The 14,620-nt window shown below is 52.5% G+C and carries 13 protein-coding genes; 8 read left to right on the top strand and 5 right to left on the bottom strand.

The window, feature by feature from the left end; translation table 11 throughout:
- Positions 1–69 precede the first annotated feature (69 nt).
- Positions 70–996 (top strand): LysR family transcriptional regulator, encoded by a 927-nt coding sequence (locus CWM66_RS19740; RefSeq protein ID WP_090397917.1) that lies wholly within the window; start codon positions 70–72, stop codon positions 994–996.
- Here the strand turns inward: CWM66_RS19740 and CWM66_RS19735 are convergent.
- Positions 993–1,685 (bottom strand): aspartate/glutamate racemase, encoded by a 693-nt coding sequence (locus tag CWM66_RS19735; RefSeq protein ID WP_007370338.1) that lies wholly within the window; start codon positions 1,683–1,685, stop codon positions 993–995. The genes CWM66_RS19740 and CWM66_RS19735 overlap by 4 nt on opposite strands.
- Positions 1,686–1,836: 151 nt before the next feature.
- Here CWM66_RS19735 and CWM66_RS19730 point away from each other — a divergent pair, with 151 nt between their 5' ends.
- The 6 genes from CWM66_RS19730 to CWM66_RS19705 all read left to right on the top strand — a co-directional run bounded on the left by CWM66_RS19730 (position 1,837) and on the right by CWM66_RS19705 (position 8,222).
- A complete protein-coding gene (locus CWM66_RS19730) occupies positions 1,837–2,160 on the top strand; it encodes a cupin domain-containing protein (protein ID WP_007370337.1) in 324 nt (107 codons plus the stop codon).
- Positions 2,161–2,664: 504 nt separating this feature from the next.
- A complete protein-coding gene (locus tag CWM66_RS19725; RefSeq protein ID WP_007370336.1) occupies positions 2,665–3,555 on the top strand; it encodes a carbohydrate ABC transporter permease in 891 nt (296 codons plus the stop codon).
- Positions 3,548–4,450 carry a carbohydrate ABC transporter permease gene (locus CWM66_RS19720; RefSeq protein ID WP_007370335.1) on the top strand — a complete coding sequence of 301 codons (903 nt, stop codon included), beginning with the start codon at positions 3,548–3,550 and terminating at the stop codon, positions 4,448–4,450. The genes CWM66_RS19725 and CWM66_RS19720 overlap by 8 nt, the downstream gene beginning before the upstream one ends.
- A 12-nt stretch (positions 4,451–4,462) precedes the next feature.
- Positions 4,463–5,590, top strand: coding sequence for an ABC transporter ATP-binding protein (locus CWM66_RS19715; RefSeq protein WP_007370334.1), 1,128 nt, complete (start codon positions 4,463–4,465; stop codon positions 5,588–5,590).
- A gap of 145 nt (positions 5,591–5,735) precedes the next feature.
- Positions 5,736–7,025, top strand: coding sequence for an ABC transporter substrate-binding protein (locus CWM66_RS19710; protein WP_079517399.1), 1,290 nt, complete (start codon positions 5,736–5,738; stop codon positions 7,023–7,025).
- A gap of 66 nt (positions 7,026–7,091) precedes the next feature.
- Positions 7,092–8,222 (top strand): oligogalacturonate lyase family protein, encoded by a 1,131-nt coding sequence (locus CWM66_RS19705; RefSeq protein ID WP_107147121.1) that lies wholly within the window; start codon positions 7,092–7,094, stop codon positions 8,220–8,222.
- 239 nt (positions 8,223–8,461) lie between these two features.
- Here CWM66_RS19705 and CWM66_RS19700 read toward each other — a convergent pair whose 3' ends face one another.
- The 3 genes from CWM66_RS19700 to kduI all read right to left on the bottom strand — a co-directional run bounded on the left by CWM66_RS19700 (position 8,462) and on the right by kduI (position 11,854).
- On the bottom strand, positions 8,462–9,880 hold the full coding sequence (locus CWM66_RS19700; RefSeq protein ID WP_007370331.1) for a sugar porter family MFS transporter: 1,419 nt from the start codon (positions 9,878–9,880) through the stop codon (positions 8,462–8,464).
- A gap of 315 nt (positions 9,881–10,195) precedes the next feature.
- The gene (kduD, locus tag CWM66_RS19695; RefSeq protein ID WP_007370330.1) at positions 10,196–10,957 is read right to left on the bottom strand and encodes a 2-dehydro-3-deoxy-D-gluconate 5-dehydrogenase KduD; all 762 of its coding nucleotides are present in this window, start codon (positions 10,955–10,957) and stop codon (positions 10,196–10,198) included.
- Positions 10,958–11,017: 60 nt separating this feature from the next.
- Entirely contained in the window at positions 11,018–11,854 is an 837-nt protein-coding gene (gene kduI / locus CWM66_RS19690; protein WP_007370329.1) for a 5-dehydro-4-deoxy-D-glucuronate isomerase, read from the bottom strand.
- Between the two features lie 498 nt (positions 11,855–12,352).
- Here kduI and CWM66_RS19685 point away from each other — a divergent pair, with 498 nt between their 5' ends.
- Positions 12,353–13,528 carry an oligogalacturonate lyase family protein gene (locus CWM66_RS19685; RefSeq protein WP_007370327.1) on the top strand — a complete coding sequence of 392 codons (1,176 nt, stop codon included), beginning with the start codon at positions 12,353–12,355 and terminating at the stop codon, positions 13,526–13,528.
- A gap of 359 nt (positions 13,529–13,887) precedes the next feature.
- Here the strand turns inward: CWM66_RS19685 and CWM66_RS19675 are convergent, their stop codons facing one another.
- The gene (locus CWM66_RS19675) at positions 13,888–14,568 is read right to left on the bottom strand and encodes a porin (RefSeq protein WP_007370326.1); all 681 of its coding nucleotides are present in this window, start codon (positions 14,566–14,568) and stop codon (positions 13,888–13,890) included.
- Positions 14,569–14,620 lie beyond the last annotated feature (52 nt).

The following is a 14,620-nucleotide window of genomic DNA, read 5'->3' as shown; positions in this document are numbered from 1 at the left end:
AAAAAATATCGTTTTATCGCGACTCTATGCAAAAATGATATGGATAACCCACAGCAACGAGATCCCGCGATGCCAGCTGTTAACTTGCGCCATATCGAAATTTTTCACGCGGTGATGACCACCGGCAATCTGACTGAAGCCGCAGCCTTGCTGCATACCTCGCAGCCGACGGTCAGCCGCGAGCTGGCGCGCTGTGAAAAGGTGCTGGGGCTGAAGCTGTTTGAACGTTCGCGCGGGCGTTTGCATCCTACGGTACAAGGGCTGCGGCTGTTTGAAGAGGTGCAGCGCTCATGGTACGGGCTGGACCGAATTGTCAGCGTCGCCGAAAGCCTGCGCGAGTTTCGCCAGGGGGAACTCTCCGTCGCCTGTTTGCCCGTCTTCTCGCAATCTTTTTTACCGCTGCTGTTACAACCTTTTCTCGCCCGCTATCCGGATGTCAGCCTGAACATTGTGCCGCAGGAGTCGCCGTTGCTGGAGGAGTGGCTGTCGGCACAGCGCCATGATTTAGGCCTGACCGAAACGCTGAGCACCCCGGCGGGCACCGAACGAACGCCGTTGCTGACCTGTAATGAAGTGTGCGTGATGCCGCAGGATCACCCGCTGGCCAGCAAAACGGTGCTGACGCCAGCCGATTTTCAGGGGGAGAATTACATCAGCCTGTCGCGTACCGATAGCTACCGGCAACTGCTGGATGCGCTGTTTACGGAACATCAGGTGAAACGGCGAATGGTGCTGGAAACCCACAGCGCCGCCTCGGTTTGTGCAATGGTGCGCGCGGGCGTTGGGCTTTCTGTGGTTAACCCGCTGACAGCGCTGGATTACGCCGCCAGCGGTATCGCCGTGCGCCGTTTTAGTATCGACGTCCCCTTTACCGTCAGTCTGATCCGCCCACTGCATCGTCCGGCGTCGGCGCTGGTGGATGCTTTCGCGCGCCATTTACAGGCAGCCATGCCGCTGATCGCCCAGCCGCTGGCCGCCATGCTGGGCGAGTCCTAAGAGAGCATAAAATTCACTGCATCGGCCGCGTGCAGCGCGGCGGTGTCAAACACCTTAATCGGGCTGCTCTTTTCCGGTATCAGCAGGCCAATCTCGGTACAGCCGAAAATCACCCCTTCGGCGCCTTCACTCGCCATTTGTTTGATCAGATTGATAAAATAGTAACGCGACTCATCGCTGAATGTGCCAAGGCACAGCTCTTCAAAGATGATTTCATTCACGCGTTCGCGATCTTCCGGGCCGGGTACGCAGGTTTCGATACCAAACTGTTTTTCCAGCCGCCCGCGATAAAAATCTTGCTCCATGGTGTAACGCGTGCCCAGCAGCGCGACGTTGCGCATGCCCGCGCTTTCAATGGCGCGCCCGGTGGCATCGGCAATATGCAGGAACGGAATATGGCAACGCTCTTCAATTTGCCCGGCCACTTTGTGCATGGTGTTGGTACAAAGCACAATGGCTTGCGCGCCAGCCTGCTCCAGACCCGCAGCGGCCTGCGCGAGGATCTCACCCGCTTTATGCCACTGTGCCGTTGCCTGGCAGGCTTCGATTTCGTGAAAATCCAGGCTGTGCAGCAACAAACTGGCGGAGTGCAGACCTCCCATCCGGGCCTTCACACCCTCGTTAATCAGGCGATAGTAAGGGATGGTCGATTCCCAGCTCATCCCACCCAGCAGCCCTATCGTTTTCATAGCGTTTCTCCGTCAGGTTTTGCAATCAGTCAATCAAAGTTGTGATCGACTTTCAACTTCTCTGGTCTCGCGTTTATTTTTGCGGAACGCTGAGATAAATTATTTTGAAACAACGTTTCACTAACTCTTTTCTTCACTACAGGACAGCCCGATGTTTATCTTCCATAAAGACACTCAGCTTGACGATCTGGGCAACGGCGTAACGCGTCGTATCCTCGCCCATGGCGGCAAAATGATGGCGGTCGAAGTCATGTTCGAACAAGGTGCCATCGGCCCGATGCACAACCATCCTCACGAACAGCTCACGTATGTCTTATCCGGTGAATTCGAATTTACCATCGGTGATGAGAAACATATCGTCACCGCAGGCGATACTCTTTATAAGCAACCGCACATTATGCACGGCTGCGTCTGCCTGAAGGCGGGAACCCTGCTTGATACCTTCACCCCGGTGCGCGAAGATTTCTTAAAATAATGATAGTAAGCACCCTAATTAACGCCCCCATTATTGGGGGCGTTTTTTATTTCCCACAGACAGTAAAATAATTCGCCAGATCATCGTTTTCATTTTGAATGGTTTCATTCTGCGATACTTAATCCGCGGCAACATTAGGTGTTTATTTCCCCTGGATGATTCTGTAAACCTCGTGTTTTTCGGGCGAAAAACGCTACCACCTCACTTTATTGAAACATCGTTTCGACTTTGATCACATTTCGCGAATTAATCGAATGACGCGAATTTAAAACCCAATAAAATATTTTAAAACGATGTTTTACAAATCAAGAATGCATGTTCAGACGTTATTAAAACCAGGTGTTTTACTAATAATTTCTGGTAGTTAGACCTACATTGCGCTGGCTACGGCAAATATTGTGAGCGAGCGCACATACAGACGCTGTTTTTATCCCCGCGGCTACGGCGGCGGGAGAAAGTAACTCTCCGAATCCGTATTACACATTGTTCGCCAGGTAGGTATGTATGAATGAAAACAGACTACTGGGATTGGCCTGGATATCGCCCTACATTATTGGGTTGATAGTCTTTACGGCTTTCCCATTCATTTCATCATTCTTTCTCAGTTTTACTGAGTACGATTTGATGAGCCCGCCGGTATTTAACGGCATCGAAAACTATCGCTACATGTTTACGGAAGATACCCTCTTCTGGAAATCGATGGGCGTGACTTTTGCTTATGTCTTTTTGACCATCCCGCTGAAACTGGCCTTTGCGCTGGGTATTGCCTTTGTGCTGAATTTTAAACTTCGCGGCATCGGCTTTTTCCGTACGGCTTACTACATTCCGTCCATTCTCGGCAGCTCTGTCGCCATTGCCGTACTGTGGCGCGCGCTGTTCGCCATTGATGGCCTGCTGAACAGCTTTATCGGCGTGTTCGGCCTGGATCCGGTGAACTGGCTGGGCGAACCGTCGCTGGCGCTGATGTCGGTGACGCTGCTGCGCGTGTGGCAGTTTGGCTCTGCAATGGTGATCTTCCTTGCCGCACTGCAAAACGTCCCGCAATCCCAGTACGAAGCGGCAATGATCGACGGTGCCAGCAAGTGGCAGATGTTCATGAAAGTGACCGTACCGCTGATTACGCCGGTGATTTTCTTCAACTTTATTATGCAGACCACGCAGGCGTTTCAGGAGTTTACCGGCCCGTATGTCATCACCGGCGGCGGCCCGACCTATTACACCTATCTGTTCTCGCTCTACATCTACGATACCGCCTTCAAATATTTCGATATGGGCTACGGTGCGGCGCTGGCCTGGGTTCTGTTCCTGGTCGTGGCGGTCTTTGCCTCCATCGCCTTTAAATCCTCGAAATATTGGGTGTTCTACTCTGCCGATAAGGGAGGCAAAAATGGCTGATATCCAACATCTCACGCCGGGCATGAAGGAAGCCGAACGTGAAGTGGCGCGCACCCTGCGCCGCGAGAAAATCAGCGCCTGGATCCGCTATACGATCCTGCTCTTTGTCGGCCTGTTAATGCTTTACCCGCTGGCGTGGATGTTCTCTGCGTCGTTCAAACCGAACCATGAAATCTTCACCACGCTGGGGCTGTGGCCGACGCACGCAACGTGGGACGGTTTTATCAACGGCTGGAAAACCGGGACGGAGTACACCTTCGGCCATTACATGCTGAACACCTTCAAGTATGTGATCCCGAAAGTGATCCTGACGATTATCTCTTCAACGGTGGTGGCTTACGGTTTCGCCCGCTTTGAAATCCCGTGGAAGAACTTCTGGTTCGGTACGCTGATCGCCACCATGCTGCTGCCAAGCACCGTGCTGCTGATCCCGCAGTACCTGATGTTCCGTGAAATGGGCATGCTCAACAGCTATATGCCGCTCTATCTGCCACTGGCTTTCGCCACACAAGGTTTCTTCGTCTTTATGTTGATTCAGTTCTTACGCGGCGTGCCGCGCGACATGGAAGAAGCGGCGCAGATCGACGGGTGTAACTCCTGGCAGGTGCTGTGGTACGTGGTGGTGCCGATCCTGAAACCGGCCATTATCTCTGTCGCGCTGTTCCAGTTCATGTGGTCAATGAACGACTTTATCGGGCCGCTGATTTACGTCTATAGCGTGGACAAATACCCGATCGCACTGGCGCTGAAAATGTCCATCGACGTGACCGAAGGTGCGCCGTGGAACGAAATTCTGGCAATGGCGAGTATCTCCATTCTGCCGTCCATCATTGTCTTCTTCCTGGCACAACGCTACTTCGTACAGGGCGTAACCAGCAGCGGAATTAAAGGTTAAGAGGGAAGTATCATGGCTGAAGTGATTTTCAACAAACTGGAAAAAGTCTACTCCAACGGCTTCAAAGCGGTACATGGTATCGACCTGAAAATTGCCGACGGTGAATTTATGGTGATTGTCGGACCAAGCGGCTGCGCCAAATCCACCACCCTGCGTATGCTGGCAGGCCTTGAAACCATCAGCGGCGGCGAAGTGCGCATCGGCGAGAAGATCGTCAATAACCTCGCACCGAAGGCGCGCGGTATTGCCATGGTGTTTCAGAACTACGCGCTCTACCCGCATATGACCGTGCGGGAAAACCTCGCCTTCGGCCTGAAGCTGAGCAAGCTGCCGAAAGATGAGATCACCAAACAGGTGGATGAAGCGGCGAAAATCCTCGAACTGGAAGAGCTGATGGACCGGCTGCCGCGTCAGCTTTCCGGCGGCCAGGCGCAGCGTGTAGCGGTCGGCCGCGCGATTGTGAAAAAGCCGGATGTGTTCCTGTTCGACGAACCGCTGTCGAACCTCGATGCCAAACTGCGTGCTTCCATGCGCATCCGTATTTCCGACCTGCACAAGCAGTTGAAGAAATCCGGTAAACCGGCAACCACTGTGTATGTCACCCACGATCAGACCGAAGCGATGACCATGGGCGATCGCATCTGCGTGATGAAGCTCGGTCATATCATGCAGGTCGATACCCCGGACAACCTCTATCACTACCCGAAAAACATGTTCGTGGCGGGCTTTATCGGCGCGCCGGAAATGAACATCAAACCGGCGAAAATTGTGAAAAAGGGTGAGCAACTGCATATCACCCTCGGCCACGAAACGCTGGCGCTGAATGCGCGTCAGCAGGAGAAAGTGGTGGGCTATGCCGACAAAGAGGTGTTCTTCGGCGTACGTCCGGAATTTGTCTCCGTTGCCGATGAGCCGTTCGATGAAGACTGCGGCAGCGGCGATCTGGTGCGTGTCGAAAACATGGGGCACGAGTTCTTTATTTACCTGAAAGTCGCTGACTACGAGTTAACGGCACGAATTCCTTCCGATGAAGCTAAGCCAATGATTGCAAAGGGACTTCATCGTAAGGTGTATTTTAAGTTTGATATGAATAAGTGTCATATTTTTGACGCAAAAACAGAACAGAACATTTCCCTATAAAAAAACGAAATCCTTCGGGATGCGTCGAGGCGGCAAGCCGGTGCATCCCCGGGAGCTTATATCAGTAAGTGACCGGGGTGCGCAGGCGCAGTCAACAACGCAGCAGCCTGAAGAATAAAGTTTAAACAAACTCTGGAGTATAAAAATGAAAAAAGTGCTTATAGGCGCCGTTATCTCCGCAACTCTGGGCATGTGCGCTGTACCCGCAACTGCTGCTGATAATGTTGACCTGCGTATGTCCTGGTGGGGGGGCAACGGTCGTCATCAGGTCACATTAAAAGCGCTGGAAGAGTTTCACAAACAGCATCCGAACATTAACGTTAAATCCGAATATACCGGCTGGGACGGCCACCTCTCCCGTCTGACCACACAAATCGCAGGCGGTACCGAACCGGATGTAATGCAAACCAACTGGAACTGGCTGCCGATTTTCTCGAAAAATGGCGAAGGCTTCTACGACCTGAACCAGGTGAAAGACATCATCGATTTGAGCCAGTTCGACGCCAAAGAGCTGCAATCCACCACCGTTGACGGCAAGCTGAACGGCATTCCGATCTCCGTTACCGCGCGCGTCTTCTACTTTAACGATGAGCAGTGGAAAAAAGCGGGTGTCGCCTTCCCGAAAACCTGGGATGAGCTGTTAGCCGCAGGCAAAACTTTCGAAAGCAAGCTCGGCAAACAGTATTACCCGGTGGTGCTGGAGCATCAGGATACGCTGGCGCTGCTGAACTCTTACATGGTGCAGAAGTACAACATTCCGGCCGTTGACGAAAAAGCGAAGAAATTCAGCTACAGCAGTGAGCAGTGGGTGGAATTCTTCCAGATGTATAAAAAACTGGTCGATAGCCATGTGATGCCGGATGCCAAATATTATGCGTCGTTCGGTAAGAGCAACATGTATGAGATGAAGCCGTGGATCGAAGGTGAATGGGCCGGTACTTATATGTGGAACTCCACCATCACCAAATACTCCGACAACCTGAAGCCGCCAGCCAAACTGGTGCTGGGTGATTACCCGATGTTGCCAGGTGCAACGGACGCGGGTCTGTTCTTCAAACCGGCGCAGATGTTGTCGATTGGTAAATCCACCAAACATCCGAAAGAAGCGGCAGAAGTGATTAACTTCCTGCTCAACAGCAAAGAGGGTGTGGAAACGCTGGGTCTGGAGCGTGGCGTGCCGCTGAGCAAAGCCGCAGTGCAAACGCTGACCGCCAACGGTGCAATCAAAGAGAACGATCCCTCGGTGGCGGGTCTGCGCCTGGCGCAGTCTCTGCCGACCAAACTCTCTGTGTCGCCGTACTTTGACGATCCGCAGATTGTTGCCCAGTTCGGCACGGCGATTCAGTACATCGATTATGGTCAGAAATCCGTGGAAGAAACAGCCGCTGATTTCCAGCGCCAGGCTGAACGAATCCTGAAACGCGCGATGCGCTAACGTTTTTCCGTCACGACATACCCTGCCTGCCCGCGGCAGGGTATTTTTTTATCTAAGGAGCCGCAGATGGCAAAGGGGAAAATTGTTCCACTCACCTTACGTCACCAGCACGATGAAAAAACGGGGCACGAGGTTATTCGTCTGACGCCGCCGCACATTATTTGTCACCGTAATTACTTCTACCAAAAATGCTTTACCCGCGACGGCGGGAAACTCCTTTTCGGCGGCGCATTTGAAGGCCACTGGAATTACTATTTACTGGATCTCGCCCGTCACGAAGCAACACAGTTAACCGAAGGCGCCGGGGATAATACTTTCGGCGGCTTTTTATCGGCGGACGATCGTTCACTGTGGTATGTAAAAAACACCCGCGAATTACGGCGCGTTGATCTGCACACACTGGAAGAGCATATCGTTTATCAGGTCGATGACGACTGGGTGGCTTACGGCACCTGGGTGGCGAATTCAACCTGCACAAAACTGGTGGGTATCGAAATCAAGAAAAGCGACTGGCAACCGCTGACCGACTGGCAAAAATTCCGCGACTTCTACTTTACGCAGCCGGAATGCCGGTTGATCCGCATCGATTTACACAGCGGCGAACGCGACACGTTGTTGCAGGAAAAACGCTGGCTGGGGCACCCGATTTACCGTCCGTTTGATGATTCCACCGTGGCATTTTGTCATGAAGGGCCGCGCGATGTGATTGATGCGCGTATGTGGTTGATTAATGAAGATGGCAGCAACCTGCGCAAGGTCCGCCAGCACCAGCCGGGAGAGAGCTTTACCCATGAATTCTGGGTACCGGACGGCTCCGCGCTCTATTACGTGGCACATCAGGAGAACGATCCGCGGCGCTACCTGTTCAGCGCCGATCCGCAGACGCTGGAAAACCGTCAGTTAATGGCGATCCCACCCTGCTCGCATTTGATGAGTAACGAAGATGGCAGTTTAGTGGTGGGCGACGGCGCACCGCACCATACCGGCGATATTCATCTTAACGATCCGTTTATCTGGGTTTTCGATATCAACAGCGGCGAGCAGACTGCGATTTGCCAGCATAACAGTAGCTGGAAAGTGCTGGACGGCGACCGCCAGGTGACGCATCCGCATCCGTCGTTTACGCCGGATAATCAATGGGTGCTCTACACCTCGGATGCCGAAGGAATGCCAGCGCTCTATCTGGCGCGGGTGTAATGGTTATTGCGGGTGTAATGGTTATTGCCCGGTGGCGCTGCGCTTACCGGGCCTACGCGCTGCAACACCTTCAGCGATGAGACAATTTTTGGTTACACCAGGCTCACAGCCGGGGTTGTGTCCCCCGCGGGGATTGAGAAGGGGTGCGCGGCAGCATCCCTTCTCCCGTTCACGAGCCACAGAGCTTACGCGTCTGCTAAACATATGATGAACGGAACAATTCCACATACGTCAAACCGTTAAACCCCAATATCCCGCAGCTTCTCGCCGGACATCAGACGACGCTCGATATGCTCCAGCGTGACGTTTTTGGTTTCCGGTACCAGCCAGAACGTGACGCCGACAAACACCAGATTCAGCGCCGTATAGAGCCAGAACGTCCCGGCCGCGCCAATCGCATCCAGCAACGTCAGGAAACTCGCGCCAATAATCATGTTCGACACCCAGTTAGTGGTGGTTGAACAGGTGATACCAAAGTCACGGCATTTCAGCGGCTGGATCTCCGAGCAGAGGATCCACACGACCGGCGCGGCGCTCATCGCATATCCGGCGATGCACATCATAGTCATGCCGACCGACAGCCAGGACAAACCGCTGGACGCCGTGCCGTTATCAAACTGCATCAGACAGTAACCGAGGATCAGCGTGCCAATCGCCATCACGCTGAAACCAATTTTCAGCGCCGGTTTACGCCCTGCTTTATCCACCGTAAATACCGCGATAAAGGTGGCGAACATAAAGGTCAACCCGACCACCAGCGTGGCGATCATCTGCTCCTCAGTGGTCGTAAACCCGGCCATTTTAAAGATGCGCGGCGCGTAATACATGATGATGTTCATCCCGGTAAACTGCTGCATCGCCTGCAACAACATGCCAAGGAACACCGCGCGGCGCACATTGCGGTTGGTTTTAAACAACTGAAAACCGCCCTGTTTCAGTTTCAGGCTTTCGCGGATCTCGTTCAGCTCCTCGCGGGCTTTTTCCGAGGTATCGCGCAGCATCCGCAGCACCTCTTCCGCTTCGATATGACGCCCTTTTTGCGCCAGCCAGCGCGGGCTGTTGGGGAGGAAAATCACCAGAATAATCAAAAGCACCGCCGGCAACGCCAGCACGCCGAGCATCGCCCGCCAGTTACCGCTGTAGCTGAACGCCGTATCGGAGAGGAATGCCAGCACAATCCCCAGCGTTACCATCAACTGGTACATGCTGATCATCTTGCCGCGTACGTTTTCGCTGGCCATTTCTGAGAGATAGAGCGGTGCAGTGTATGAAGCAATCCCCACCGCAATGCCCAACAGCACGCGAGAAAGGAGCAGCATTTCCACGCTACCGGCAAACGCCGAACCGAGTGAACCGGCAACAAACAGCACCGCACCGGCCATCAGGCTGTATTTACGCCCCAGGCGGAACGAGAGCCAGCCGTTAAACAGTGCGCCCAGCGCTGCGCCAAGCATCATGCTGCTCACCACCCACTCCTGCAGGCGGCTGCTCAACACAAAATGATCGGTAATAAACGGCAGCGCACCGGCGATCACGCCGATATCAAGGCCAAACAACAGCCCGGCGACCGCTGCCGAAACAGAAACAAACAGGTTCATCCGCCGGGTGTCACGCAACGCGCGCGGAAGTGTTACAGAGTCATTACTGATAGAAGTCATTTTTTCCCTGCCTGCACAAAGTAAGGTGTTCTATGAAAGTAAGTCAGCAACCGCAGGGAGCGTCAGTGAGGAACTCGCGAAGATATGGATTAATTCGCTATGGCATAGTGTTTTGTGATGGAGTTTACAATTTTGAAAATATAGTTTAAGCACTAAACTAATTTTAAATATCTAATTTTTATAAAATTTATAAAGAAGAGTGTGATTTCACGAGAAATAGATATGGATTTTTCAATTAAACACATATGGACAAACATTATGCAGATATAAAAAAGCCTGCCCGCAGGCAGGCTTTTTCAGGCGCCGGCAGGCGAGTTAGCGTGCCAGCCAGCCGCCATCAACGGCCACGGTGTAACCGTTGATGTAGTCAGATGCTTTCGACGCGAGGAACACCACCGGCCCTTTCAGATCGCTCGGCAGACCCCAACGCGCAGCCGGGATACGATCGAGGATCTCGGCGCTGCGCTGTTCGTCGGCGCGCAGTTGCTGGGTGTTGTTGGTCGCCATGTAGCCCGGCGCAATCGCATTGACGTTGATATTGTGCTTCGCCCATTCGTTAGCCAGCAGACGGGTGATGCCCATTACGCCGCTTTTTGACGCGGTGTAAGACGGAACGCGGATGCCGCCCTGGAAGGAGAGCATGGAAGCGATGTTGATGATCTTGCCGCCGTTACCCTGAGCGATAAAGTGTTTCGCCGCCGCCTGAGACATAAAGAATACGCTCTTGATGTTCAGGTTCATGACGTCATCCCAGTCCCGCTCGCTGAAGTTGATCGCGTCTTCACGGCGGATCAAACCGGCGTTATTTACCAGAATATCGATCTTACCGAACTCTGCGACCGCACGTTCCAGCAGTGCCGGAATGCCGTCGATCTTACGCAGATCGGCGGTCAGGCTGAGAAAACGACGGCCCAGCGCGGTCACGCGCTCGATGGTTTCTGTTGGTTCAACGATGTTGATGCCAACGATGTCGCAGCCTGCTTCCGCCAGACCCAGCGCCATCCCCTGACCGAGACCGGTATCGCAACCGCTCACCACCGCAACCTTACCTTGAAGAGAAAATGCATCCAGAATCATGTTAGTTCCTTAATCTATCAGCGCCTGTACCGGACAGGCATGGTTTTATGCTGCCCGCAATTAGCGCAGATCTTTTACAGCGACGTGATCCATGTCATCAAAGACCTGGTTCTCACCCACCATTCCCCAGATGAAGGTGTACGCACGCGTACCGACACCCGAGTGAATGGACCAGCTTGGAGAAATGACGGCTTGCTCGTTGTGCATCACGATATGACGCGTTTGCTGCGGTTCTCCCATCATGTGGAAAACGCAGGCATCCTCTTCCATGTTGAAGTAGAAATAGACTTCCATGCGGCGTTCATGGGTATGGCACGGCATGGTGTTCCACAAGTTGCCCGGCGCAAGCTCGGTCAGCCCCATGCTTAACTGGCAGGTTTCCAGCACATCCGGCACGAAATATTTATTGATGGTGCGGCGGTTACTGGTGAGCGGATCGCCAAGGGTGACCGGCGCGACATCCGCAGGGGTCACTTTTTTCGTTGGGAAGGTCATGTGCGCCGGCGCGCAGTTGTAGTAGAACTTGGCCGGTTTTGCGCTATCGATGCTGGCGAAAACCACTTCTTTCGCGCCTTTGCCAACGTATAACGCATCGCGGTGACCAATTTCATAGCACTGGCCGTCAACGGTAATGGTACCCGGACCGCCAATGTTGATGACCCCCAGCTCGCGGCGTTCGAGGAAATAGGTCACGCCAAGTTGCTTACCCACTTCGCCGCCGACAGAAACGTTTTTCTGTACCGGCTTAATGCCGCCGACAATGATGCGGTCGATGTGGCTGTAGACCATGGTGTATTCGTCATCAACGAACACTTTTTCAACTAAAAACTCATTGCGCAGGCCCTGGGTATCCAGCGTTTTGGCGTGCGCACTGTGGATGCTTTGTCTGACTTCCACAATAACCTCCGACGTAAATTTGACCGAAACGGCGCAAAACGGAACTGGAAACGTCGTTCCGTTTCTTCTTTAGACGCATCTTATCCCGGCTAAAACATGTTTTCAATTATTAATAAAACAACGTTTCAATTTTTATGCTGATTATTATGAAATCTGTAAGTGCGATCACGATTGTTTGGCGTTGACAGCGCCAGCGGAGGGGTTTCTTTACATCCTGAGCTTGAAATTAATAATATCAAACAATAAGTTAAGCTAATCTTTGAATTCCGGCAGCCGATCAGCACTTTTCCTGTTTAAAATCAAAGTTCGCTTTCACCCGGCTTCTTCTTCTCTCCACATACTGCGTAATAGCTGGAATTTTCTTATAAAGTGCGTCAGCAATCACACATACTGAAACAATGTTTTGATAATTTAACACCATGTTTTTAAACTTATGAGAATCAGTGGTCATCATTGGGACGCACGCTTTCCCAGCAGACCCGAAAAAGGAGCGAAATAATGGCGAAAGGCATGCGGGTAAAACTCAATTATGCAATCAGCCGCGATCCGGATACCGGCGCGGAAGTCACCCGCTTAACCCCACCGGAAGTGACCTGTCACCGGAATTACTTTTATCAAAAGTGTTTCTTTAATGATGGCAGCCATCTGCTATTCGCCGGTGAATTTGACGGACACTGGAACTACTACCTGCTGGATATCGCCAAAGCCGAAGCCATTCAGTTAACGGAAGGCGCGGGCGACAACACCTTCGGTGGTTTTCTCTCTCCGGATGACAGCGCGCTCTACTATGTGAAAAACGATCGCACCCTGCGCGAAGTGAATTTGCAGACGCTGGCAGAGCGTGAAGTTTATCGCGTGCCGGATGAGTGGGTCGGTTACGGCACCTGGGTTGCCAATAGCGATTGCAGCAAACTGGTGGGGATCGAGATTGCCGCCAGCGACTGGACGCCGCTGAATGACTGGAAACTGTTCCATGATTTCTTCCACAAAGGGCCGCACTGCCGCCTGCTGCGTGTCGATCTGAAAAGCGGCGCAAGCAGCGTAATCCATGAAGAGAAAAACTGGCTCGGACATCCCATTTACCGTCCGTTCGATGACAATACCGTCGCGTTCTGCCATGAAGGCCCACACGATCTGGTGGATGCGCGGATGTGGCTGGTGAATGAAGACGGCAGCAACGTGCGCAAAGTGAAAGATCACGCTGAAGGCGAAAGCTGCACGCACGAATTCTGGGTGCCGAACGGTTCCGCGCTGGTGTATGTCTCGTATCTGAAGGGAGAACAGGGCCGTATGATTTACCGTTTCAACCCGGATACCGGCGTCAATGAAGCTGTAATGCCCATGCCTGCCTGCTCGCATCTGATGAGTAATTTCGACGGCACGCTGCTGGTTGGTGATGGTTCCGGTACGCCGGTAGATGTGAAAGATACCAGCGGTTACACCATCGATAACGATCCTTATTTGTACGTTTTCGACGTGGCGCAAAAAGGCTATTTCCGCGTGGCGCGACACGACACCTCATGGGCGACGTTTGCCAACAGCCGCCAGGTAACCCATCCACATCCGTCGTTCACACCGGACGACAGCGCGATTTTGTTTAGTTCGGATAAAGACGGCAAACCGGCGCTCTATATCGCGAAACTTCCGGAACAACGCACCTTGTTGCAAGCATAGATTTTGAGTAAGTGTTTCTGTAACTGGCCTTGCCCTCCCCGGAGGGCTTTTTTTTACCTCCCTATGCCCTATGCCCGTCATACTTCGCGTTGCAGATGCGTTGGCTTTCCTCGCGAACCCCAGTCACTTACTTCAGTAAGCTCCTGGGGATTCGCTGCGTCGCCGCCTTCCTGCAACGCGAATTATTTAAGGCATACATTCACGAGAACATAAAAAGACCGTCTTGTTGTAGGCCGGATACGCGTTCGCGCCATCCGGCATGCAACGCACCTGCAGCGTGAAGTATGACGGGCAGTATGACGGGCATAAAAATCCCCGGCCAAAAGCTCCGGGGAATTTATTGAGGGTAATGCAGACAATCAGAAAGAGTACGCGACACCGACGCGGAAACGGGTCTGGCGTTCGTCAGTGGTTTTCACGCCAACGTTGCCGACTTCCACATACGGAGACCAGTTTTTATCCAGTTTATAGGCCACTTTAGCGTTGTATTCGTTGGAATAGGTTTTGTTGTTTTCGCGAATAACATCTTCGGTGCTTTTGGCGTAAACATAGTTCAGCTCAACGCGATAATCGCCCATCGCCCAGCCGAGCCATGCATCGAATTTGTTGACCTTGTTATCAACGGTGCTGGAATCCGGGTTACGTGTGTATTCATAGCGGTAACGGCCGGCAATATAAACGCCGTTATCGAAGCTGTACTGCGCATGAATATAGGGTTTATAGATAGAGTTGGTATCTTTACTTTCGATATTAAAGCCTGGTGTTAACGCAATATTTTTGGTCGCTGCCCAGCGCCAGTTAATGGATTCTTCGTGACCGTTACCGACGATTTCCGTTAGCGGTTTATCCGCATCGTCGCCGCCCGATTTCCATTTCGCTTCCACACCAAAACCAACGCCATTTTCAAAGCGGTGAGAAACCGCAACGCGATCGGCGTTTGAACCGCTATCGATGTATTCATGACGTAAGTCTACAGTGACCGCTTGTGAAGCGAAGGATGCGCCAAGGAGTGAAGCAAGAGCCAGAGATTTTTTAAACATGAGTTACCCCAATAAATTAAAATTATGTTCCATTTTTATGGAATTCTATTTT

This window comes from Kosakonia sp. H7A (assembly GCF_003028445.1).
Taxonomy (GTDB): domain Bacteria; phylum Pseudomonadota; class Gammaproteobacteria; order Enterobacterales; family Enterobacteriaceae; genus Kosakonia; species Kosakonia radicincitans.
The sequence above is the reverse complement of the archived record's forward strand: the minus strand, read 5'-3'. Positions and strand labels throughout refer to the sequence as shown.

What these genes read in the sequence shown, in the direction of transcription:
- CWM66_RS19740 (WP_090397917.1), top strand. Translation starts at nt 70, where the DNA reads ATGCCAGCTGTTAACTTGCGCCATATCGAAATTTTTCACGCGGTGATG.
- CWM66_RS19735 (WP_007370338.1), bottom strand. Translation starts at nt 1,685, where the DNA reads ATGAAAACGATAGGGCTGCTGGGTGGGATGAGCTGGGAATCGACCATC.
- CWM66_RS19730 (WP_007370337.1), top strand. Translation starts at nt 1,837, where the DNA reads ATGTTTATCTTCCATAAAGACACTCAGCTTGACGATCTGGGCAACGGC.
- CWM66_RS19725 (WP_007370336.1), top strand. Translation starts at nt 2,665, where the DNA reads ATGAATGAAAACAGACTACTGGGATTGGCCTGGATATCGCCCTACATT.
- CWM66_RS19720 (WP_007370335.1), top strand. Translation starts at nt 3,548, where the DNA reads ATGGCTGATATCCAACATCTCACGCCGGGCATGAAGGAAGCCGAACGT.
- CWM66_RS19715 (WP_007370334.1), top strand. Translation starts at nt 4,463, where the DNA reads ATGGCTGAAGTGATTTTCAACAAACTGGAAAAAGTCTACTCCAACGGC.
- CWM66_RS19710 (WP_079517399.1), top strand. Translation starts at nt 5,736, where the DNA reads ATGAAAAAAGTGCTTATAGGCGCCGTTATCTCCGCAACTCTGGGCATG.
- CWM66_RS19705 (WP_107147121.1), top strand. Translation starts at nt 7,092, where the DNA reads ATGGCAAAGGGGAAAATTGTTCCACTCACCTTACGTCACCAGCACGAT.
- CWM66_RS19700 (WP_007370331.1), bottom strand. Translation starts at nt 9,880, where the DNA reads ATGACTTCTATCAGTAATGACTCTGTAACACTTCCGCGCGCGTTGCGT.
- kduD (WP_007370330.1), bottom strand. Translation starts at nt 10,957, where the DNA reads ATGATTCTGGATGCATTTTCTCTTCAAGGTAAGGTTGCGGTGGTGAGC.
- CWM66_RS19685 (WP_007370327.1), top strand. Translation starts at nt 12,353, where the DNA reads ATGGCGAAAGGCATGCGGGTAAAACTCAATTATGCAATCAGCCGCGAT.
- CWM66_RS19675 (WP_007370326.1), bottom strand. Translation starts at nt 14,568, where the DNA reads ATGTTTAAAAAATCTCTGGCTCTTGCTTCACTCCTTGGCGCATCCTTC.